This window comes from Ensifer sp. EB106-05-01-XG146 (assembly GCF_058791875.1).
The window spans coordinates 517,898-538,494 of record NZ_JBYTDX010000001.1; the positions used below are offsets into that span (position 1 = coordinate 517,898).

Below are 20,597 nucleotides of genomic sequence, written 5' to 3' on the forward strand. Positions count from 1 at the left end.
GTAGGTTTGCATGACCCAATCGCATGCCCCTTCCACTCATGAGCCGAAGGACCTGCGCCGTCTGCTGGTCCTCGGGCTTGGTTCGATCGGTGTCGTCTATGGCGATATCGGCACCAGCCCGCTCTATGCCTTTCGCGAAGCGTTGCGCCCGGTTTCCCATGACGGTGTGACCGATGCGGAGATCATCGGCCTGATCTCGCTGATGATCTGGACGCTGACGATCATCGTCACGATCAAATACGTGCTGTTTCTTCTGCGCGCTGACAACCAGGGGGAGGGCGGTACGCTGTCGCTGCTTGCCCTGTTGATGAAGTCCGCCAACGGCCACGCCGCCATCCTCTTCTTCATGGGCATTGCCGGCGCCGCGCTCTTTATCGGCGACGCGATGATCACGCCGGCGCTGTCGGTTCTTTCGGCGGTCGAAGGTCTGAAGCTGGTGACGCCGGCGCTGTCGGAATATGTCGTGCCGATCGCGGTGGTCATCCTGTTGATGCTCTTTGCGGTGCAGTCGAAGGGAACCGCGGCGGTCTCGAATTTCTTCGGTCCGATCACGCTCGTCTGGTTTCTGGTGATGGGCGGCATCGGTTTCGTGCACATCTCCGACGACTTATCGATCTTCAAGGCCTTCAATCCCTACTACGCCGTGAGCTTCATGCTCAGCGAAGGCTATGTCGGCATCATCGTGCTCGGCGCCGTCTTCCTGACGGTGACCGGTGCAGAGGCGCTCTACGCCGACCTTGGCCATTTCGGCCGCCGGCCGATCCAGTGGGCCTGGTTCCTGATCGTCTTTCCGGCATTGACCCTCAACTATCTCGGCCAGGGCGCCTTCGTCCTGAAGAACCCGGAAGCGATGTCCGACCCGTTCTTCCTGATGTTCCCGAAATGGGCACTGCTGCCAGTGGTCATTCTGGCGACGGCGGCAACCATCATCGCCAGCCAGGCGGTGATAACCGGTGCCTTCTCGCTGACGCGCCAGGCGATCCATCTCGGCTTCCTGCCGCGCATGGCGATCTTCCATACGTCCGAGACCCATACTGGCCAGATCTACCTGCCGAACGTCAACACGCTCCTGATGTTCGGCGTCATGGCGCTGGTCTTCGTCTTCGGTTCGTCCGAATCGCTGGCGACCGCCTACGGCATCTCGGTGACCGGCGCGATGGTGGTGACGACGGTGCTTTCCTTCGAGTTCCTGCGCATGCGCTGGAACTGGTCGGCGCTTGCGGCCGCCGCTGTGCTGTTGCCGCTCTTCGCGCTGGAGTTCATCTTCCTCGGCGCCAACATGCTGAAGATCCACGACGGCGGCTACGTTCCGGTGCTGATCGCCGCCACCTTCATCATCATCATGTGGACCTGGCGGCGCGGCACCGAAATCCTGCACGCCAAGACCCGCCACATCGACATACCGCTGGCGAGCTTCATCAAGTCGATCGAGCGCAAGAGCGAACATGCGCCGGTGGCCGTGCCCGGAACCGCCGTGTTCCTGACGAGCGATCCGGAATCGACGCCGGCCGCACTGCTCCACAACATCAAGCACAACCACGTGCTGCACAATCAGAACTTCATCCTGACGATCCGCACGGCCAATACGCCGAAGGTGCCGAAGTCGGAACGGGTGAGCATGCAGCCGTTGTCGGACCGGTTCACATTGCTCGAAATGCGCTTCGGCTTCATGGAAACGCAGAACGTCTCGCAGGCGCTCGGTCTCTTCCGCAAGTCGGGCCTGAAGTTCGACATCATGTCGACGTCCTTCTATCTCGGCCGCCGCAAGCTCGTGCCCGATGCCGAGAGCGGCATGCCGCACTGGCAGGACCGGTTGTTCATCGCGCTTGCGAATGCGGCAATCGATCCATCGGACTACTTCCGCCTGCCGACCAACCGCGTGGTCGAACTCGGCTCGCACGTGATCATCTGACGTTCGCCCGGTCCTTGGCCGGGCGCGAGATGGGCCGGATATACAACGCGACGAAGCCGCCTTCCGATGGGGAGGCGGCTTCGTTGCGTTGTGGGGGCATCCACCTTTCAGCGATCGCGCATTAACCAAACATCAAGGTTAATGCTTCATTTTCAAAGCACGAACGGAGCAGTCCCGGCGAAGTGTCCGGTTGCTTGATTGTCTAATCTTCCCGCGCGGAATTCTCGACGCTGGCGCATAGCCGGCGCGGGCGAAGCCGTGCCGCCTGATAGCGTTGCGTGGAGTCGGTTGGTGCGTAAGAGTCGGAACCTGCGTATAAAGTCTCGCCTGAACCCGTCCGCCTGGATGGCGCCCGCGATCATCGGCCTTGCGCTTTATCTCGGCTTTCCCTCGTCTGCGGCCTATGCCGACCTCGCGACCTTCCTGTCCGGCATCAACCGGGGCGGCGAGCGCTGGCGCATGTATATGACGCCGTCGCCGGCCGGCTCGATCCACGAAGCCGAAATGGTGTTTGCCGATCCGGTCACCACGGGCGCGCTTGACGGCGGCGCCGGCATCACCATGCCGGACGGCAGCCGCGTCGCGCTGACCGCGGAAACCAAACATTCGGGCACGCCCGACGAAGACCGCGTCAACCGTCAGGCCAAGAAGGGCCGCGTCGTCGCCGTGACCCCGGTAACGCCGCCGAAGGATTTCTCCGCCGGCTCCATCCTGCAGCGCACCAGCTCCCTGATGGAGCCAAGCCTGGGGGAGGGGGAGAAGATGGTCTTCGCCAAGTCCCGCATCGAAGGCAAGGAGATCGAGATCGCCACCGCCTTCTACCGGAAGACGCCGCCAAAGGCGGAGCCCGGCGTTTCGCCGATGCTGGCCAAGCTCGTTACCAATGATCGCCCCGACATTCTTGCGACTGCTTACGTCCGGCCCGAGCCGGACTACGCGCGTGAATCGCCCTTCGATTCGATCCTGCGCGAAGACAGGAACGCCGGTCGCTTCATTCCCGAGATTGCGCCGGACGACCACGCCTGGGCCGCCACCGCATTGCCGGGGTCGGTCTTCAGCAAGGAAGAGCAGACCTGCCTGGCCGAAGGCATCTACTTCGAAGCCCGTAGCGAGCCGCTCAAGGGTCAGGCCGCGGTCGCGCAAGTGATTCTCAATCGCGTGCGCAATCCCACCTATCCGAAGACCATCTGCGGCGTTGTTTATCAGAACAAGGCCTGGCGCAACCGTTGCCAGTTTTCCTTCGCCTGCGACATGATACGCGACCTTATTTATTCCCGCTCGCACTGGAAGACCGCCAAGGAAGTCGCCATGGCCGTCACCGCCGGCAAGATCTGGCTGCCGGAAGTGGGCTCTGCCACCCATTACCACGCAACCTACGTCAATCCGCCGTGGGCGAAGACGATGAAGCGGGTCGGCAAGATCGGCATGCATATATTCTATCGCACCTATGGCGGCGGCTGGAGCTGATCCGCGCCCGACGCGATTCCGCCGCCTTTCCTGCGCACACGCGGAAGGGGGATTCCCGCCGGTCTCCGGCCGGAATCCTGCGGCGACCTTGTCGAAGATCGATGAACGTGTGCTTAACCCATTGAATTTCATGGAAAACATTGTCCACGATCAAGCGACCTGCACGCCTTGACTATGCGGGTGCCTAAAACTATGTTGCGCGCGACTTCAAATGGGGCCGAAACGTGGCTTGTGCGAAGGCCTATTGTATGACCGAAATCGCGGTCTGAGACCCGATAAGGACGACAAGGGAGTAGCCACGTGGCGGAGAAACCTGAAGAAAGTCTGGAAGCGCGGCTGAAGCAGCTCGGCGACAAGATTGAGGCCAAGAGGCCCAATACGCCTGATGTAGCGGAAGCCAGGGCCGCCGAAAGCCGTAAAGGTTATGCGGCGGCGATGAAGCTCTCGAGCGAGTTCATCGCCGGCATCGTTGTCGGGGCGTTTCTGGGCTATCTTTTGGACCACTTTGCGGGTACAGGGCCGTGGGGATTGATTATCTTCCTGCTTCTCGGCTTCTGCGCTGGCGTGCTGAATGTGCTGCGCTCGGCCGGTATGGTGGCGACACCGGAAGCCGGAAGAGGCGGTTCTGGGAATGACAAGAAGGACGGCGACGCCCGCTGAGGCGTTGCCCCGAAGAAAACGGTTTCCGCTCTCGGGCGGGTAGAACGAAAGAGAAGCGCGGTGTCAAACGATCCGACCCACCAGTTCTTGGTCAATAAGATTGTCCCGATCGAAATTGGCGGAATGGACTTTTCCTTCACCAATGCGTCGCTGTTCATGGTTGCGACCGTGGGTGTTGCCGCAGGCTTTCTTTATCTGACGACGTCGCAGCGCGGTCTTATCCCGACCCGCATGCAGTCGGTCTCGGAAATGTCCTACGAATTCATCGCCTCGATGCTGCGCGAAGGTGCCGGCAGCGGCGGCATGAAGTTCTTCCCGATGGTGTTCTCGCTGTTCATGTTCATCCTGACGGCGAACCTGCTCGGCATGATGCCCTACTTCTTCACGGTCACCAGCCAGATCATCGTCACTTTCGCTTTGGCGCTGTTCGTCATCGGTACCGTCATTCTCTACGGTTTCTACAAGCACGGTCTCGGCTTCCTGAAGCTCTTCGTGCCGCATGGCGTTCCTGGCGTCCTTCTGCCGCTCGTCGTCGCGATCGAAGTCATCTCGTTCCTTTCCCGCCCCATCAGCCTCTCGGTCCGTCTTTTCGCCAACATGCTGGCCGGCCACATCACGCTGAAGGTCTTCGCAGGCTTCGTCACCTCGCTCAGCGCCCTCGGCGCGGTCGGCATCGGTGGCGCCATCCTGCCGCTCATCATGACCGTCGCCATTACCGGTCTTGAGTTCCTCGTCTGCTTCCTCCAGGCCTATGTCTTCGCGGTACTGACTTGCATGTACCTCAACGACGCTGTCCATCCCGGAAGCCACTAAGGAATAACAGTCGCTTGCTTCCGGCCGGACCTCCGCCGGAAGCGCAATCCTAAGCCGCAACACCATTCGAAGGAGTTCAAACATGGAAGCGGAAGCAGCAAAGTACATCGGCGCAGGTCTCGCTTGCCTCGGCATGGCCGGCACGGCTCTCGGCCTCGGCAACATCTTCGGCAGCTACCTCTCTGGCGCGCTGCGTAACCCGTCGGCTGCTGACGGCCAGTTCGGCCGCCTCGTATTCGGCTTCGCCGTTACGGAAGCTCTGGGCATCTTCTCGCTGCTCGTAGCCCTGCTCCTCCTCTTCGCCGTCTAATATCGGCTGGAGTTTCGGCCGCGACCCGTCAAAAGGTCGCGGCCGCGCATATTCTTGAGTGCACCTGGAGGTGAGCATGTTTGTGACCGCGGCTTATGCCCAGCAGTCAACCACCACTGAAGGCGCCGAAGCACACGATGCCGCTGCGGCCGGTGAGGTGCACACCGAAACGGGTGTGGCTCACGAAGGCGAGGCTGGCTCCGGCGTGTTCCCGCCCTTCGATACGACCCATTTCGCATCGCAGCTGCTTTGGCTCGCGATCACGTTCGGCCTCTTCTATCTCCTGATGTCGAAGGTCATCATTCCGCGCATCGGCGGAATTCTGGAAACCCGTCACGATCGGATCGCTCAGGATCTCGATGAAGCGTCCCGCCTCAAGGGCGAAGCCGACGCTGCCATCGCTTCCTACGAGCAGGACCTGGCAGCCGCCAAGTCCAAGGGTCACAAGATCGCCGACGACGCCCGCGAATCCGCAAAGGCCAAGGCCAATGCTGACCGCACCGCCGTCGAAGCCGACCTTGCCAAGAAGATCTCGGCTGCAGAAGACCGCATCGCCGACATCAAGGCAAAGGCACTGGCCGACGTCGGCGCCATCGCCGAGGAAACCGCAACGGCTGTCGTCAAGCAGCTGATCGGCGGAACCGTCACCAAGGCCGAGATCACCGCTGCCGTCAAGGCATCGGCTGGCAACTGAGGAGCACTGAACTATGCATCTTGATGCAACTTTCTATGCCTTCGTTGGCCTGATCCTGTTCTTCGTCCTGATTGCCTATCTCAAGGTTCCGGGCATGGTCGGCAAGGCGCTCGACGCCCGCGCCGAAAAGATCGGCAACGAGTTGACCGAAGCCAAGCGCCTGCGCGAAGAAGCACAGGGCCTCGTCGCTGAATACCAGCGCAAGCGCAAGGATGCCGAAGCGGAAGCTGCTGGCATCGTCGCTGCCGCCCAGCGCGAAGCCGAAATGCTGACCGCGGAAGCCAAGCAGAAGACCGAGGAATACGTCGTTCGTCGCACGGCTCTTTCGGAACAGAAGATCAAGCAGGCCGAAAGCGACGCGATCAACGCGGTTCGTTCCGCTGCCGTCGATCTCGCGATCGCCGCTGCCGAGAAGGTCATTGCCGCCAAGGCCGACGCCGGCGCCCAGAGCGATCTGTTCAAGAAGGCACTTGGCGACGTCAAGGCACGCTTGAACTAAGCGCTCGGACATTCGATTGGAGAAAGCCCCGCTTCGTGCGGGGCTTTTTTTATGCCTGTCTGCAGAGACCGCGTTGGCCCGAACAATGGGTGGTGCCAGCCTCCGTCAGAGATTTGCGTAGGCGTTTCGCCACATCAGGTTTGGCCGCCGAAGTAGGACCAGTGTTCAAGAGCTAGCGTGGCGCACGTCAGCATGCGCGCCGCCGGTATGGCTTTTGACGCGAGAAAAGCTGTTGACGAGATATGTCGGAAGCGGAACCGACAACGCCTGCGTAGCGCTGGTCAGGGATTGCGCAAAGGTTAGTCGTCCCGGCGCAGCGGCCGGAAGCTCATGCGGTGCAGCGGGCAGGGGCCGTGGGTCTCGATGGCGCGACGGTGGGTCACCGTCGCATAGCCGGCATGGAGCGCGAAGCCGTAGCCGGGATGTGCGAGATCGGCACGGGCCATCATGCGGTCGCGGGTGACCTTGGCGACGATCGAAGCGGCGGCGATCGACAGCGACCGCGCATCGCCCTTGACGACCGCCTTGGCGTGGCAGGTGAGGCCGGGCGGCACGTCACGGCCGTCGACGAGCACGAAGCGTGCGTTCGAGGGCAGGCCGGCCACGGCGCGTCGCATGGCTTCAAGGCTTGCCTTGCGGATGTCGGTGGCGTCGATCGTGCCGGCCGAAGCCGAGGCGATCGACACTTCGGACGTGGCGAGGATTTCTTCGAACAGTTTTTCGCGCGCCTGCGCCGTCAGCTTCTTGCTGTCGTCGAGGCCTGCGGGAATGGCGTCCGGATCGAGGATGACGGCGGCGGCGACCACCGGTCCCGCGAGCGGCCCACGCCCGGCCTCATCCGCTCCGGCGACCGGCCAGAAGCCATCGCCCTTGGCCGAAAGCTCGAAACTGAAATCGGGCGCTTCGATGATATCGGGAAAAAGGGGAGAATCGGACGATCTGCGAGACATAAGTCTAATTCGCATGATCGACCGATTCTCTTCAAGCCCCCAGGTCCGAGTGCGGCGGCGGACGGGGGATTACCGGGGCCCACGGCGGGTAAGGGGCACCGGAACTGCTATGCAATCTGAGGCGCCCGCTATCGGGTTCGCCTGGCGGTGCGGGGCGATCATCTCTCGCCGCGCGCCGATTACGAAATTGCGGGATGGCTACCCAGGCGACCGGAAAGCCTTCAAAGAAGCGAGAGCTGCACCCCCGTTCCGAGCGGCGGCACGAAGAGATCGTCGCGCAGCTGCCGGCGCGTCGGGTTGAAGCCGAGGCGCTTGACCGCCAGGTCGAAGCGGCGGCCAATCTGCCACGCATAGGGGCCGGCGCCCTTCATGCGTTTGCCGAATTCGGCGTCATAGTCCTTGCCGCCACGCATGGAGCGGATGAGCGACATGACGTGCCGGTAGCGGTCCGGATAATTGCGCAGCAGCCAGTCGCGAAAGAGCGGGCTGACCTCGAGCGGCAGCCGCAGCAGGACATAGCTTGCTTCAGTTGCTCCGGCTGTCCTTGCTCCTTCGAGCACGCGCTCGATCTCGTGGTCGTTCAGCGCCGGAATGATAGGGGAAACGAGAACACCGGCCGGGATGCCCGCTTCGGCAAGCATGCGTATCGCCTCCAGCCGCTTGCTTGGCGTAGAGGCCCGCGGCTCCATCGTGCGGGCGAGCTTCCGGTCGAGTGTCGTGACGGAGATGCCGACGCGCACCAGTCCCTTTTCCGCCATCGGCGCCAGGATATCGATATCGCGGGTGACCATCGCTGATTTGGTGACGATCATGACCGGATGGTTGGCGTCCCGCAGCACCTCGAGGATCTGGCGCATGATGCGCCACTCCTTCTCGATCGGCTGATAGGGGTCGGTGTTGGTGCCGATGGCGATCGGCCTCACCTTGTAGTCTTGCCGCGCCAGTTCGCGCTCCAGAAGTCGCGGTGCATCCGGCTTGGCAAACAGCTTCGCTTCGAAGTCGAGGCCGGCCGATAGGCCCATATAAGCGTGCGTGGGGCGGGCAAAGCAATAGATGCAACCATGCTCGCAGCCGCGATAGGGATTGATCGAGCGGTCGAAGGAGATGTCGGGAGACTCGTTCCTCGTGATCACCGTGCGCGGCTTCTCGACCTGAACCTCGGTCTTGAACGGCGGCAGATCCTCCAGGCTTTCCCAACCGTCGTCGAACGTCTCGCGGCTGCGCGGTTCGAACCTGCCGGACATGTTGATCCCGGCGCCGCGCCCCCGGCGGCGATCGATGTCGATCCGGAGGCCCGTTGCGCTCATCATCGCTTCGGCCACATCTGCCGTGTTGGCGGGCGCAAGAGCACCCTGCCGGATCTGAGACAGCTCGGTCATTGGAATCTCCCCGGAATCAGATATTTGATCCCGTTTTGTTCTGATTATTTTCCTATCGCGAATGAGAGAACAATTCAAGAACAAAAAATTGGAATTTCGGTTTTGTCGATCAAGGCACCGCTTCGGTCGATGTCCTGGATGTAGCAATTGCCGTGCCGATGCGTTACGAGAAACCATGCTCACGATCATTATGGAAACCCGCGACAACGAAGCCGAACTGGCGCAGACGCTTGCTGTGTTGGTTGCCGGCGCGGTGGAGGGGCTGGTCAGCGATGTGATCATCCTCGATCACGGTTCGAAGGATGGTTCGTCCGATGTGGCCGATGCCGCTGGATGCCGTTTCTGCCGGGATTGGAATCTCGCCGATGTGGTGGGTTCGGCGCGTGGCGAATGGCTGATGTTGCTGGAGCCGGGCGCCCGCCCGATCGGCCGCTGGATCGATGAACTGGCCGAGTACGTGTCGATGAACAAGGCACCGGCCCGCTTCTCCGGTTCGAGACTCCATCGCATGCCTCTCTTCCGCCGGCTGACCCGGCGGGGAAAGCCGCTGGAGACAGGCTTTCTCCTGCGCAAGAACGATGCTCTTGCGGCCGCCCGCGGCAATACGGGCCTGGATGCCATGACGAATGTCCGCTCTGTCCGCAAGCTTTCGACCGAACTTGTTCCGGCCTGGGTCGCCGTCGAAGCCAGGCGGTAACGCCGGTTCGTCGCGCGCAAAATTAAAGGTGCCAGTCCCGGGGGGACGGCACCTCCAAGCGGCTCTCAAATGACCTTGTTTGGCAGATTTCTATCCGGGTAGCATTCTGGCTGCCCGTCGTATCCAACATTGCATTCCGCCTGGGGGACAGAGGCGGAAGGGTCTTGCGGCGCGAGGAATAGAACGTGCGGCGGTCGTTCCTCGCTGTGTCAACGCTGGGAGACTAACGAGAGGAGAAGCGACCGTCAGTTACTAAGGTAACAGGTCGGCCAAGCCGGAACGGTCCAAGCTCTTCAGCTACGTTTCAGATGCTCGTCGAGCCGCGGCATGATCTCCACGAAATTGCAGGGCATGTGCCGGTAGTCGAGCTGTTGCTTGAGGATGCCGTCCCACGCATCGCGGCAGGCACCGGGCGAGCCCGGAAGCACGAAGATGAAGGTGGCGTTGGCAACGCCGCCGGTTGCGCGCGACTGGATCGTCGAGGTGCCGATCTTCTCGAAGGAGATACGGTGGAAGACTTCGGAGAACCCGTCCATGCGCTTCTCGAACAACGGTTCCAGCGCCTCGGGCGTCACGTCCCGCCCGGTGAAGCCCGTTCCACCTGTCGTGATCACCACGTCGATGTTGGGATCGAGCGTCCAGGCCTTCACCTGGTCGTAGATCTTCGTTTTGTCGTCGGAAACGATGGCGCGCGCCTCAAGCCGATGGCCGGCGTCACGCACCCGCGCTTCCAATGTGTCGCCCGACTTGTCGTCGGCGCGCGTGCGCGTGTCGGAGACCGTGAGGATGGCGATCCCGACAGGAATGAACGGACGCTTTTCGTCGATACCGGCCATGCTATTTCCCTTTGCCCACTGTCCTGCAGGCGAGAACGTACCACCCGGGGTAGGCCTCCGAAAGAGCGCGCGCTGTCGCAGCCGCGCGCACGTCGCTGTCGAAAAGGCCGAAGCATGTGGCGCCCGAGCCCGACATGCGCGTGAGCGCCGTTCCGGCTTCGGTCAATGCCTTGCGGACCGTGCCGATCACGGGCTCAAGGCCCTCTGCCGGCAGCTGCAAATCGTTGCGCATCGTGGCGATGGCAGAAATCCACTCGGCCGCCGTACCGGCTCTGTGAGGCGCAACGAGCGTCGGGTTCGTCTTGTTGGCGAGGGCCCGGAAGACAACCGGAGTCGAGAGGGCGACGAGCGGATTCACCAGCACGACCGGCAGCGCGGGGAAATCCGCAAGCGGCGTAATGTCCTCGCCGATCCCCTTCGCGAGCAGTGGCGTGCCGGCAAGACACATCGGCACGTCCGCCCCGAGCTGCAGCGCGATGGCGCCGAGGCGGGAGGGTTCGATCGTCGCGCCCCAAAGATCGAGAAGCCCAAGAAGCGTCGCCGCCGCATCCGCGGATCCGCCGCCAATGCCCGAGGCGAGCGGCAGGTTCTTCTCGAGATGCAGGTGGACCGGCCCGGCTGTGTCGGGGTCAAGTGCCTGCAGTTCGGCGCGCAGCAGGTCCCGTGCCTTCAGAACCAGGTTGCCGCCCGCGCCGGCATCCATCGGCAGCGCGGCGGCAAACGCGCCCGAAACCGTGAAGCGATCCGCATCCGCCGGCGAGAGACCGATGCGATCGCCGCGATCGGCAAAAGTGACGAGACTTTCGAGAAGATGGTGGCCGTCGGCGCGCTGGCCGACGACGTGAAGGGCCAGATTGATCTTGGCGGGGGCTGCACGCGTCAGCGCGAAGCCCGCGATGTCACCTTCCGACATGGAACGGTCAGGACTTCTTGTCCGGCGCCGGTGCTTCCGGGGTCACCTTCTTCGGCGCGGTTTCCTTGGCATCGGCCGAGGCGGGGACCGTTTCCTTGAGCGGCGGCAAGCCGTTCTCGATCTTTGCCTTGATCTTCGGGATCTCGGCTTCCTCGGGCTTCAGTTCGAGCGTCTGCGTCCACTGGAACACGGCTTCGAGCTTGCGGCCGACGCGCCAGTAGGCGTCGCCAAGGTGATCGTTGATCGTCGGGTCGCCGGCCATCAGTTCGGCCGCCTTCTCCAGTTCCACGACGGCGTCGTCGAAGCGGTTCATGCGGAAATAGGCCCAGCCGAGGGAATCGACGATATAGCCGTCATCCGGCTTCAACTCGACGGCCTTGCGGATCATCTCCAGGCCTTCTTCGAGGTTGATGTTCATGTCGACCCAGGAATAGCCGAGATAGTTCAACACCTGCGGCTGGTCCGGATTGAGCTCCAGCGCCTTGCGGAAGTTCGGCTCGGCCTTGTCCCAGAGCTTCTGGCGCTCATAGGCGATGCCGCGTTGGAAGAACACCGTCCAGTCGCTGCGCTTCGGGACGGAGCCGATCTGTTCGACGGCGCGATCGTAGAGTTCGCCCATCTCCTTGTAGTCCTTGGCGTCGGAAAGCACGCTGCCATAGGCGAGATAGTTGCGGATGTTCTTCGGATCGACGTCGATGAGCGCCTTCAGGTGCTTCTTCGCCTCGTCGACCTTGCCGATGCTGGCGAGGCTGAGCCCGAGCTGTAGTTCCGAAACGCGCCGCATCGGCGAGGTCTCGGGAATGGCCTTGTAGAGTTCGATCGCCTCGTTCGGTTTCTTCAGGTTTTCGGCGATGCCGCCGAGCATGACCAGGATGTCGGCGCTGTCAGGGTCGAGCCGGCGCGCGGTCTGCAGGTAGAGCGAGACGATGTCCTCGGCGCCGTCGCGGTTGAGTGCCGCACCGATCGAGAAGAGCACGGCCGCAGCGCCCTGGGTGGCGTTCTTGACCTGCTGTTCCTGCGGAACACCATTCTCGATATCGGTCCTCAGCGCCTGCAGCGGCGTGTAGTTGTTGACCATGTTTTCGCCGACGGCGACGGTATCGAGCGCCTTCTGCTTGTTGCCTTCGCGCGCCTCGAAACGGGCAAGCGCTTCGACCGCGCGCATGAAGGTGTCGGGAGCGGCACTTCCGCCCTCGCGGTCGAGAATGGCATCGTTGAGCCTGGTGCGCGCCGTCTGCTTGTCACCCGCAGCAACCGCGATCGCGCCCGCATGATAGTTCTTGAACACGCGGAACCATTCAGGACCGTCAAGGCCGTTAATCTCGGCGAGTGCTTCCTTCGGCTTGCCCTGGCCGAATTTCGCCCAGGCCGAAAGCAGGCCGTTCATCAGCCGGTCGAGATCGTTCGGACCCTGGTAGTTCAGAAGCTTCTGTGCGTTGCGATACTCGCGCTTGCGGATCGCCTCGATCGCGCGAATGACCGTCGTGATACGCTCGACGGCCGGGTCGGACTTCAACTGCTCGGCAATCTTCGCGCCTTCGTCGAACTGGCCCGCCATCAGAAGCGTGATCATCAGCCGCTGCTTGACGTCGTTGTTGTTCGGCTCGAACTGCAGCGCGATGCGGTAGAGTTCCGTAGCGGAAGCGAAGTCGCGGTCCGTATCGGCGGTGCGGGCAGCGAGAAACGCGCCGGAAAAGGTATTGACCGACTTGATGTCGAACGGCTCAGTTTCCTCGACGGCTGCGGTCTTCTCCTCGGCAAATGCCTGGTAGCCGCCGCTGACAGCAGCGAGAGCCAGCAGTGCTGCGCCGCTGAGGAGGCGGAGAATCGTCTTTTGCCGCATGTCAAACCTTTCGCGCCGATTGCTCGGCTTTCGCACCACTAAGGGTTGTTTTCGGAGTCAGCCACATATAGCCCAACGCAACTCTTGAGGAACAGAATGGCTTTTTTGGCGCAACGCGGCAAGAAAATCCTGTCGCTCGTTCTGACCTGCCCGGAGCCCGTCAGCTGACGCGATCGATGCAGAAGTCGATGACTTCGGTGAGCGCCGATTTCCAGGGAGACGCCGGCAGCGGCGCCAGCGCATCGCGGGCAATCGTGCCGTAATGCTGGGCGCGCGCGATGGTGTCGCTCAAGCCCCCATAGCGCTTGATCAGGCCGAGTGCCTTGTCGAGGTTCGCGTCGCTGCTGTCGCCGCCTTCGATCGCCTCGCGCCAGAAGGCACGGTCTTCCGCCGTCCCGCGGCGATAGGAGAGGATTACCGGAAGGGTGATCTTGCCCTCGCGGAAGTCGTCGCCGACATTCTTGCCGAGGTCGCTCGACGAGCCGCCATAGTCGAGCACGTCGTCGACGAGCTGGAAGGCGAGGCCGAGGTTCATCCCGTAGGATTTCAGCGCGTTGCGGTCCGATTTGCTGGTCTGGGCAACGATCGGCCCAACTTCGGCCGCGGCGGCAAAAAGGGCTGCGGTCTTGGCACGGATGACCTGGAGATAGTCGTCCTCGGTCGTCTCCATGTTCTTGGCGACGGAGAGCTGCAGCACTTCGCCTTCGGCAATGACCGAAGCTGCGGTCGACAGCACGTCGAGCGCGTCAAGCGAGCCGACATCGACCATCATGCGGAAGGCCTGGCCGAGCAGGAAGTCGCCGACCAGCACGCTTGCCTGGTTGCCCCAGATCGTGCGTGCGGTGGATTTGCCGCGGCGAAGGTCGCTTTCGTCAACGACGTCGTCATGGAGAAGCGTCGCGGTGTGCATGAATTCGACGCTGGTTGCGAGCTTGACGTGGGCGTCGCCCTCGTAGCCGAACATCGCAGCGGAGGCGAGCGTCAGCATCGGGCGCAGGCGCTTGCCGCCCGAAGAAATCAGGTGGTTGGCGACCTCGGGAATCATCTGAACGTCGGAGCCGGCCTTCGACAGGATAAGCTGGTTGACGCGCTCCATGTCCGCAGTGGTCAGATCAACGAGCGGCTTTACGGACGCCTGTTTGTTTTTGCTGTCTTCCAGCGGTATCACTACGCCCACACCGGGACTCCTGTTTTCATTGTCGCTTTCGACAATAGGAAGGGGTGTCCCGTGCGGCAAGAGGCGAATTGTCCCGCTTGCTGAAATAGGACAGGAAAAACCGCCGGATGAAGGAATTGATCCGTACCAACGATGCCGTCGTGCTCTCCTTTGCCGAGAGCCTGATGAAGGATGCCGGCATCGCAAGCCTCATCGCCGACCAGGGGATGAGCATTCTTGAGGGCTCGCTCGGCCTCTTGCCCCGTCGCTTTCTGGTCGCCGAGGAAGACGCGGACGCGGCGCGCCGGATCCTGATCGATGCCGGGCTCGAGGCGGAGTTGCGCCCTTGAGCACGGAGCCGATGCCGGCTGCGACCGAAACCGTAGATGCATTTCACCGCGGCAAGTTCCATGTCGTCCAGCCACTCGGCCAGGGGCATCGCTCCGGCATGGACGCCATGCTGCTTGCGTCGCTCGTTGCATCGGATCGTCCCTGCCGGGTCGCCGATCTCGGTGCGGGCGCGGGTGCAGCCGGCATGGCCGTCGCCTCGCGGATCGACGATGCGGAAGTGGTGCTGGTGGAGCGCTCGCCCGTTATGGCGGAGTTTGCCCGCCGCAGCCTGGCGCTTGCCGAAAACGCCCGTCTTTCCTCGCGCGTCTCGGTCGTTGAGGCCGACGTTTCACTGACCGGCAAGGCGCGTGTCGCGACGGGTCTGGCGGATGACAGCTTCGATCATGTGATCATGAACCCACCCTTCAACGATGCCTCGGACCGCAAGACTCCGGATGCGCTCAAGGCCGAGGCCCATGCGATGAGCGACGGGCTGTTCGAGATCTGGGTGAAGACGGCGGGCGCGATCATGAAGCCCGGCGGGCAACTGTCGTTGATCGCTCGGCCGGAATCGATCGCCGAGATCATCGCCGCTTGCGGCCGCCGCTTTGGCGGCATCGAGATCACGGCGCTGCATCCGCGGGTCGGTGAAAACGCCGTGCGCATCCTGGTGACGGCGATCAAGCAGAGTCGCAAACGGCTGGTCTTCCGCGCCCCGCTCGTCATGCACGAGGAGGGGCATCGCTTCGCAGACCATGTCGACGACCTCAACAATGGCCGCGCCGCCTATCGCCGCCGCTGATTTACCGTATGCGGCATTGCGTTCGCCGCATCAGTGCATACATGGCATGGAAGAGCCCCTGGCGGGCGATCGGGCGAAGCATTCCGCTTTTCGCCGATGAGACGCGGTCATGTCTATGATTTCCGGTCGTTCCGGCTCAAAATCATGGCATGTCCCAGCAGGCAGGAGTTGAAATGAAGACGTTCTTGAGACGGTTGTTGCCCAAGCGTTTTCGCAAGGAAGGCGTGACGATCCCCGTCGTCCGGCTCCACGGCGCGATCATGGCCGGCGGCGGTCAGTTCCGGCCGGCGCTCAACCTGGCGACAGCGGCCCCGCTTCTCGAAAAGGCCTTCGCAAACAAGGACGCGCCTGCTGTCGCGATCTCCGTCAATTCGCCTGGCGGCTCCCCGGTGCAGTCGCGGTTGATCTACCAACGCATCCGCGATCTCGCCCAGGAGAAGAAAAAGCGTGTGCTGATCTTCGTCGAGGACGTCGCCGCATCCGGCGGCTATATGATCGCGCTTGCCGGCGACGAGATCATTGCCGACCCGACCTCGATCGTCGGCTCGATCGGCGTTGTCTCCGGCGGGTTCGGTTTTCCGGAACTCCTGAAGAAGATCGGCGTCGAGCGGCGTGTCTATACCGCTGGCGAAAACAAGGTGATGCTCGATCCGTTCCAACCGGAAAAGGAAAACGACATCGCATTCCTGAAGAACCTGCAGCTCGATATCCACGATACCTTCATCCAGATGGTCAAGGCCCGTCGCGGCCAGCTGCTCGCCGACGATCCGGATATCTTCTCCGGCCTTTTCTGGACCGGCCGGCGCGGGCTGGAGCTCGGCATCATCGATAGTCTCGGCGATCTGCGCGGCGAGGTGAAGAAGCGCTATGGCGACAAGGCGCGGCTCGAGCTCATCCAGCCGGTGCGCAGCCTTTTTGGCCGCCGGCAGAGCGGCGCGGCCATTGCCGGTGCTCTGGTCGAGCCAATGGCCGCTTCCGCAGCGGCGGGACTTGCCGAAGCCATCGAGGAAAGGGCATTGTGGGCGCGGTTCGGGCTTTGATGCCTGCCCGGCCTTAAATGTCCTTGGAGGGAAAATGCCGCAACTCATCCTGCTCCTGATCGCAGGTTTCGTCTTCTGGCTCGGCTATCGCAAGTTCGTGGCGGATGCCCAGAAGCTGACGCGCCAGCGCGAACAGGCTCGCCGCGAGGAGCAGACCGGGGCGCAGGGAACATTGGTGCAGGACCCGGAGACCGGCGAATACAGGCTGAAGCGCGACGGCGAGTGAGGGCGGTCGGAACGCGTCAGTGTGGCTGCGGTCTATTTGCCCGCCCGCTGCCGTAGCGCTTGACCCCTGTCATCAGGCGTGGCACCTGTCCGGCACATTTTCCAGAAGAAATCCGGACGCGATCCATGACCACTCTGCCTGATCATATGAACCCGAAGCGCTCGTTTCAGGCTCTGATCCTGACACTCCACAATTACTGGGCCGACAAGGGTTGCGCCGTGCTGCAGCCCTACGACATGGAAGTGGGCGCCGGTACCTTCCATCCGGCAACGACCCTGCGCGCGCTGGGCCCGCGTCCCTGGCGTGCGGCTTACGTCCAGCCGTCGCGTCGCCCGACCGATGGCCGCTACGGCGAAAACCCGAACCGCCTGCAGCACTACTATCAGTATCAGGTAATCCTGAAGCCGAACCCGTCCAACCTGCAGGAACTCTATCTCGGCTCGCTCGAGGCGATCGGCCTCGACCCGCTGCTGCACGATATCCGCTTTGTCGAGGATGACTGGGAAAGCCCGACGCTCGGCGCTTGGGGTCTCGGCTGGGAGTGCTGGTGCGACGGCATGGAAGTGTCGCAGTTCACCTATTTCCAACAGGTCTGCGGCATCGAATGCTCGCCGGTTTCGGGGGAACTGACCTACGGTCTCGAACGCCTCGCCATGTATGTGCAGGGCGTCGACAACGTCTACGACCTGAACTTCAACGGTCGCGAGGGTGCCGAGAAGATCAGCTATGGCGATGTCTTCCTGCAGGCCGAACAGGAATATTCGCGCTACAATTTCGAATACGCCAACACGGCGATGCTGCATCAGCACTTCATCGATGCGGAAGCCGAGTGCCAGGCGTTGCTGGCTGCCGGAGCACCGGGCGACCACAGCAACAACCACCTGCACAAATGCGTCTTCCCAGCCTACGACCAGTGCATCAAGGCAAGCCATGTGTTCAACCTGCTCGATGCCCGCGGCGTGATCTCGGTCACCGAGCGCCAGAGCTACATCCTTAGGGTGCGCACGCTCGCCAAGGCCTGCGGCGAAGCCTTCCTGTTGACCGACGCCGGTGGCGCGAACCTCAACCGGGACGCCGCTTGAGCGTAGAACCGTCCGGCCTTGTCGTTCACATCAACGGCTGGCCGGGCACCGGTAAGCTGACGATCGCGCGCCATCTTGCTGAAAGGCTGGGCGCGCGGCTCGCCGACAATCACACGCTGATCAATCCGGCCGAGGCACTGTTTGCGCGCAGTGACCCGCTTTATCGCTCGCTTCGATCGGCGGTCCGCCAAAGCGTGTTCGAGCACCTGGAAAGGGCGGCAGCCGAACGGTCGTTCATCTTCACCGATGCGCTCTCGGACGATGCCACCGACACGCGTGCCTTCGAGGACTGCGCCGCACTCGCGCAAAAACGCGGCGCTCGCTTCGTTGCGGTCGTGATCGATTGCGACGTCGAGGAAAATCTCAAGCGCCTGACACGCGCCGGCCGGAGCAAGTTGCACAAGCTGACCGATCCGGAAGTTCTTCTGGGATTGCGGCGCGCGCACCGGCTGCTACGCGGCAGAAGCGACCGATTGATTGAGATCGATGTGTCGACGCTCGGCGCTGATGAGGCGGCAGCGGCAATCGCCGCGCGGATCGCTGGACCTTCAACTGTCAGATGACGAAGGTCGTGCCGGCGTCGTTCTTGCAGTACGGCTTCATTGTGGGATAGGCGCCGGTATAGACCTGACCGGAGTAGGTCTGAAGAGCGCGGCGAACACCGCTCGGCCGTTCCGGAGAATGGGCGCTCGCATAGGCAACGAAGAGCGCCGTAAAGGCGATCACGTTGATGAGAGTTGCGAGCGTTTTCATGGTCTTCACTTCGTTTCCGGGGTTGTTCGATGAACCGACTATCGCCCATCACCGGTCCGGTCGCCGTTCCCGATGGAACAGGAAAGCCGGTCTTTTGACGTGAAAAGGCGTGGCATCGGGAAACACAGTGTTCACGGTGCAGGCGGGAATTGGGGAGGAGCAGGTTTCTCTGGCCAAATGCTGCAGAAAGCGCTTTGAAGCTGAGAAGCGAATGCTAATCTCTGCGCGAGTTTTTGGAGGGTGCCCTATGATCGGTCTGGCAATCGCCGTCGTCGTGATTCTGTATCTGGTTTTCGTCTATAACGGTCTCGTCAAGGCGCGGCAGATCGCCGAGGAGGCGTGGTCCGGTATCGATGTGCAGTTGAAGCGCCGCGCCGATCTGATCCCGAACCTGATCGAAACCGTGAAGGGCTACGCCGCACACGAGAAGTCGACGTTCGAAGAGGTGATCGCCATGCGCAACCGCGCACAGGCGGTGCCAGCCGGCGACGTCGAGGGGCGGGCCCAGGCGGAAGGCGCGCTCTCCCAGGCGCTCGGCAAGCTCTTTGCGCTGGCGGAAGCTTATCCGGACCTCAAGGCCAACGAGAATTTCGCCGAGCTGCAGCGCTCGCTGGAAACGATCGAGGGCGAAATCCAGATGTCGCGCCGCTATTACAACGGTGCGGCCCGTGACTTGAACGTCAAGGTCGAGAGCTTCCCGTCCAACCTGATCGCCAACGCCTTCCGCTTTGTCAAAGCCGGCTATTTCGAGATCACCAACGAAGCCGACCGCGCGGTGCCGCAGGTCAAGTTCTGACCGGCACGCCTCCCGAACATTCCTCGCCGCGGGATCCCGCCGCGGCGCCATTCGCATCAAGAGACCTATTCGATGACCTCCGATAGCATGAAAAAACTGACCATCCTGCCGACCGACCACCCGCTCCGCGGTCATGTGCGCCCGCCGGGCTCGAAGTCGATCACCAACCGGGCGCTGCTTCTGGCCGGCCTTGCCAAGGGCACGAGCCGGCTGACGGGTGCCTTGAAGAGCGACGACACCCGCTACATGGCGGAAGCCTTGCGCGCGATGGGCGTCGAGGTCGGCGAGCCGGATGAAACGACCTTCGTCGTCACCAGCACGGGCAAGTTGCTCCCGCCGGCAGCTCCCTTGTTCCTCGGCAATGCCGGAACGGCGACACGCTTCCTGACGGCTGCTGCCGCGCTCGTCGATGGCACGGTCGTGGTCGATGGCGACCAGCACATGCGCAAGCGGCCGATCAAGCCCTTGGTCGAGGCACTCGGAACGCTCGGCGTCGAAGTCACCTCCGAAACCGGCTGCCCGCCGGTCACCGTCAAAGGCACCGGCGGCTTCCCGGCCGGTCGCGTCGTCATCGATGCCGGCCTGTCGAGCCAGTATGTCTCGGCCCTGCTGATGGCGGCCCCCGGCGCCAAGGGTCCTGTCAGCATCGAGCTTGCCGGCGACGAGATCGGCGCGCGCGGTTACATCGACCTAACGGTTGCCGCCATGCGTGCCTTCGGCGCCGAAGTCGAGCAGCTGAGCCCCTCCGTCTGGCAGGTCGCGCCGACCGGCTACAAGGCAGCCGACTATGTCATCGAGCCGGATGCTTCGGCGGCGACCTATCTCTGGGCTGCGGAAGTCCTGACCGGCGGCGCCATCGATATCGGCGTTCCAGCGGACGCCTTCTCGCAGCCGGATGCCCGCGCCCATGCGGTGATCGCGAGCTTCCCGAACCTGCCCGCCGTTATCGACGGCTCGCAGATGCAGGACGCGATCCCGACGATCGCCGTGCTTGCCGCCTTCAACAAGACGCCGGTGCGCTTCGTCGGTCTCGCCAACCTGCGCGTCAAGGAATGCGACCGCGTGCGCGCGCTGTCGCTCGGTCTGACAGCGATCCGGCCGGATCTGGCGCATGAGGAAGGCGACGACCTGATCGTCTCTTCCGATCCCACGCTTGCCGGCCAGACCTTGCCCGCCTCGATCGACACCTTCGCCGACCATCGCATCGCCATGAGCTTCGCGCTTGCCGGCCTGAAGATCCACGGCATCGCCATCGAAGATCCCGGCTGCGTTGCCAAAACCTACCCGGCCTATTGGGATGCGCTCGCTTCGCTCGGCGTCGAATTTACCGGCGACCGGCCTTGATACCGGGCGGGATGTGCGGCCGTGTCTGCGGTTTCCGCGCGCATCCTGTTCTCACCCATAAGAACCGGTCTCGTGTCTTGAACCTCAACCGGAAG

The 20,597-nt window shown here is 62.7% G+C and carries 23 protein-coding genes; 16 read left to right on the plus strand and 7 right to left on the minus strand.

Translation table 11 applies throughout. The features are described 5' to 3' along the window. Positions 1-10 precede the first annotated feature (10 nt). The 7 genes from AC3WVQ_RS02405 (at position 11) to AC3WVQ_RS02435 (ending at position 6,355) form a co-directional block, all read left to right on the plus strand. Positions 11-1,912, plus strand: a complete 1,902-nt coding sequence (locus AC3WVQ_RS02405) for a potassium transporter Kup (protein ID WP_034801041.1) — start codon at positions 11-13, stop codon at positions 1,910-1,912. Between the two features lie 345 nt (positions 1,913-2,257). After that, positions 2,258-3,379, plus strand: a complete 1,122-nt coding sequence (locus tag AC3WVQ_RS02410; protein WP_060516388.1) for a cell wall hydrolase — start codon at positions 2,258-2,260, stop codon at positions 3,377-3,379. 300 nt (positions 3,380-3,679) lie between these two features. Further along, the gene (locus tag AC3WVQ_RS02415) at positions 3,680-4,039 is read left to right on the plus strand and encodes an AtpZ/AtpI family protein (RefSeq protein ID WP_034801042.1); all 360 of its coding nucleotides are present in this window, start codon (positions 3,680-3,682) and stop codon (positions 4,037-4,039) included. 60 nt (positions 4,040-4,099) lie between these two features. After that, positions 4,100-4,852: a F0F1 ATP synthase subunit A gene (locus AC3WVQ_RS02420; protein ID WP_043620932.1), complete on the plus strand. Its 753-nt coding sequence runs from the start codon at positions 4,100-4,102 to the stop codon at positions 4,850-4,852. A gap of 82 nt (positions 4,853-4,934) precedes the next feature. Next, a complete protein-coding gene (locus AC3WVQ_RS02425; protein WP_025426100.1) occupies positions 4,935-5,162 on the plus strand; it encodes a F0F1 ATP synthase subunit C in 228 nt (75 codons plus the stop codon). A gap of 76 nt (positions 5,163-5,238) precedes the next feature. Then, entirely contained in the window at positions 5,239-5,856 is a 618-nt protein-coding gene (locus AC3WVQ_RS02430) for a F0F1 ATP synthase subunit B (protein WP_034801046.1), read from the plus strand. Between the two features lie 13 nt (positions 5,857-5,869). Beyond that, complete coding sequence (locus tag AC3WVQ_RS02435) at positions 5,870-6,355, plus strand: F0F1 ATP synthase subunit B (protein ID WP_034801048.1); 486 nt, start codon at positions 5,870-5,872, stop codon at positions 6,353-6,355. A gap of 299 nt (positions 6,356-6,654) precedes the next feature. On the opposite strand, the gene rnhB is transcribed toward AC3WVQ_RS02435, so the two are convergent. Both rnhB and AC3WVQ_RS02445 read right to left on the minus strand, forming a co-directional pair. After that, positions 6,655-7,305 (minus strand): ribonuclease HII, encoded by a 651-nt coding sequence (gene rnhB / locus AC3WVQ_RS02440; RefSeq protein ID WP_034801051.1) that lies wholly within the window; start codon positions 7,303-7,305, stop codon positions 6,655-6,657. Positions 7,306-7,526: 221 nt separating this feature from the next. After that, entirely contained in the window at positions 7,527-8,684 is a 1,158-nt protein-coding gene (locus AC3WVQ_RS02445; protein ID WP_034801053.1) for a PA0069 family radical SAM protein, read from the minus strand. A gap of 175 nt (positions 8,685-8,859) precedes the next feature. Here AC3WVQ_RS02445 and AC3WVQ_RS02450 point away from each other — a divergent pair, with 175 nt between their 5' ends. Next, positions 8,860-9,381 (plus strand): glycosyltransferase family protein, encoded by a 522-nt coding sequence (locus tag AC3WVQ_RS02450; RefSeq protein ID WP_090294855.1) that lies wholly within the window; start codon positions 8,860-8,862, stop codon positions 9,379-9,381. 293 nt (positions 9,382-9,674) lie between these two features. On the opposite strand, the gene moaB is transcribed toward AC3WVQ_RS02450, so the two are convergent. The 4 genes from moaB to AC3WVQ_RS02470 all read right to left on the minus strand — a co-directional run bounded on the left by moaB (position 9,675) and on the right by AC3WVQ_RS02470 (position 14,150). Next, on the minus strand, positions 9,675-10,217 hold the full coding sequence (gene moaB / locus AC3WVQ_RS02455) for a molybdenum cofactor biosynthesis protein B (protein ID WP_090294853.1): 543 nt from the start codon (positions 10,215-10,217) through the stop codon (positions 9,675-9,677). A gap of 1 nt (position 10,218) precedes the next feature. Further along, on the minus strand, positions 10,219-11,130 hold the full coding sequence (locus tag AC3WVQ_RS02460; protein ID WP_090294851.1) for a 4-(cytidine 5'-diphospho)-2-C-methyl-D-erythritol kinase: 912 nt from the start codon (positions 11,128-11,130) through the stop codon (positions 10,219-10,221). A gap of 7 nt (positions 11,131-11,137) precedes the next feature. Then, positions 11,138-12,973: a tetratricopeptide repeat protein gene (locus AC3WVQ_RS02465; protein ID WP_060516379.1), complete on the minus strand. Its 1,836-nt coding sequence runs from the start codon at positions 12,971-12,973 to the stop codon at positions 11,138-11,140. A gap of 160 nt (positions 12,974-13,133) precedes the next feature. After that, on the minus strand, positions 13,134-14,150 hold the full coding sequence (locus tag AC3WVQ_RS02470; RefSeq protein ID WP_060516377.1) for a polyprenyl synthetase family protein: 1,017 nt from the start codon (positions 14,148-14,150) through the stop codon (positions 13,134-13,136). Between the two features lie 107 nt (positions 14,151-14,257). Between AC3WVQ_RS02470 and AC3WVQ_RS02475 the strand changes: the two genes are divergently transcribed. The 6 genes from AC3WVQ_RS02475 (at position 14,258) to AC3WVQ_RS02500 (ending at position 18,172) form a co-directional block, all read left to right on the plus strand. Next, positions 14,258-14,479 carry a putative signal transducing protein gene (locus tag AC3WVQ_RS02475; protein WP_034801069.1) on the plus strand — a complete coding sequence of 74 codons (222 nt, stop codon included), beginning with the start codon at positions 14,258-14,260 and terminating at the stop codon, positions 14,477-14,479. Between the two features lie 11 nt (positions 14,480-14,490). Beyond that, on the plus strand, positions 14,491-15,261 hold the full coding sequence (locus tag AC3WVQ_RS02480; RefSeq protein WP_060584101.1) for a tRNA1(Val) (adenine(37)-N6)-methyltransferase: 771 nt from the start codon (positions 14,491-14,493) through the stop codon (positions 15,259-15,261). A gap of 173 nt (positions 15,262-15,434) precedes the next feature. Then, positions 15,435-16,301, plus strand: a complete 867-nt coding sequence (locus AC3WVQ_RS02485) for a S49 family peptidase (protein WP_110818499.1) — start codon at positions 15,435-15,437, stop codon at positions 16,299-16,301. Positions 16,302-16,335: 34 nt separating this feature from the next. Next, on the plus strand, positions 16,336-16,527 hold the full coding sequence (locus tag AC3WVQ_RS02490) for a membrane protein (RefSeq protein WP_034801076.1): 192 nt from the start codon (positions 16,336-16,338) through the stop codon (positions 16,525-16,527). A 125-nt stretch (positions 16,528-16,652) separates the two neighbouring features. Beyond that, the gene (locus AC3WVQ_RS02495) at positions 16,653-17,609 is read left to right on the plus strand and encodes a glycine--tRNA ligase subunit alpha (protein WP_060516372.1); all 957 of its coding nucleotides are present in this window, start codon (positions 16,653-16,655) and stop codon (positions 17,607-17,609) included. Next, the gene (locus tag AC3WVQ_RS02500) at positions 17,606-18,172 is read left to right on the plus strand and encodes an AAA family ATPase (protein WP_090294847.1); all 567 of its coding nucleotides are present in this window, start codon (positions 17,606-17,608) and stop codon (positions 18,170-18,172) included. The genes AC3WVQ_RS02495 and AC3WVQ_RS02500 overlap by 4 nt, the downstream gene beginning before the upstream one ends. Here AC3WVQ_RS02500 and AC3WVQ_RS02505 read toward each other — a convergent pair. Beyond that, positions 18,165-18,362 (minus strand): cytidine/deoxycytidylate deaminase family protein, encoded by a 198-nt coding sequence (locus AC3WVQ_RS02505; RefSeq protein ID WP_034801082.1) that lies wholly within the window; start codon positions 18,360-18,362, stop codon positions 18,165-18,167. The genes AC3WVQ_RS02500 and AC3WVQ_RS02505 overlap by 8 nt on opposite strands. A gap of 247 nt (positions 18,363-18,609) precedes the next feature. Between AC3WVQ_RS02505 and AC3WVQ_RS02510 the strand changes: the two genes are divergently transcribed. Together AC3WVQ_RS02510 and AC3WVQ_RS02515 are read left to right on the plus strand one after the other, a co-directional pair. Beyond that, positions 18,610-19,158, plus strand: a complete 549-nt coding sequence (locus AC3WVQ_RS02510) for a LemA family protein (RefSeq protein WP_034801085.1) — start codon at positions 18,610-18,612, stop codon at positions 19,156-19,158. Positions 19,159-19,230: 72 nt separating this feature from the next. Beyond that, positions 19,231-20,502, plus strand: a complete 1,272-nt coding sequence (locus tag AC3WVQ_RS02515; RefSeq protein ID WP_492382589.1) for a 3-phosphoshikimate 1-carboxyvinyltransferase — start codon at positions 19,231-19,233, stop codon at positions 20,500-20,502. Positions 20,503-20,597: the final 95 nt, after the last annotated feature.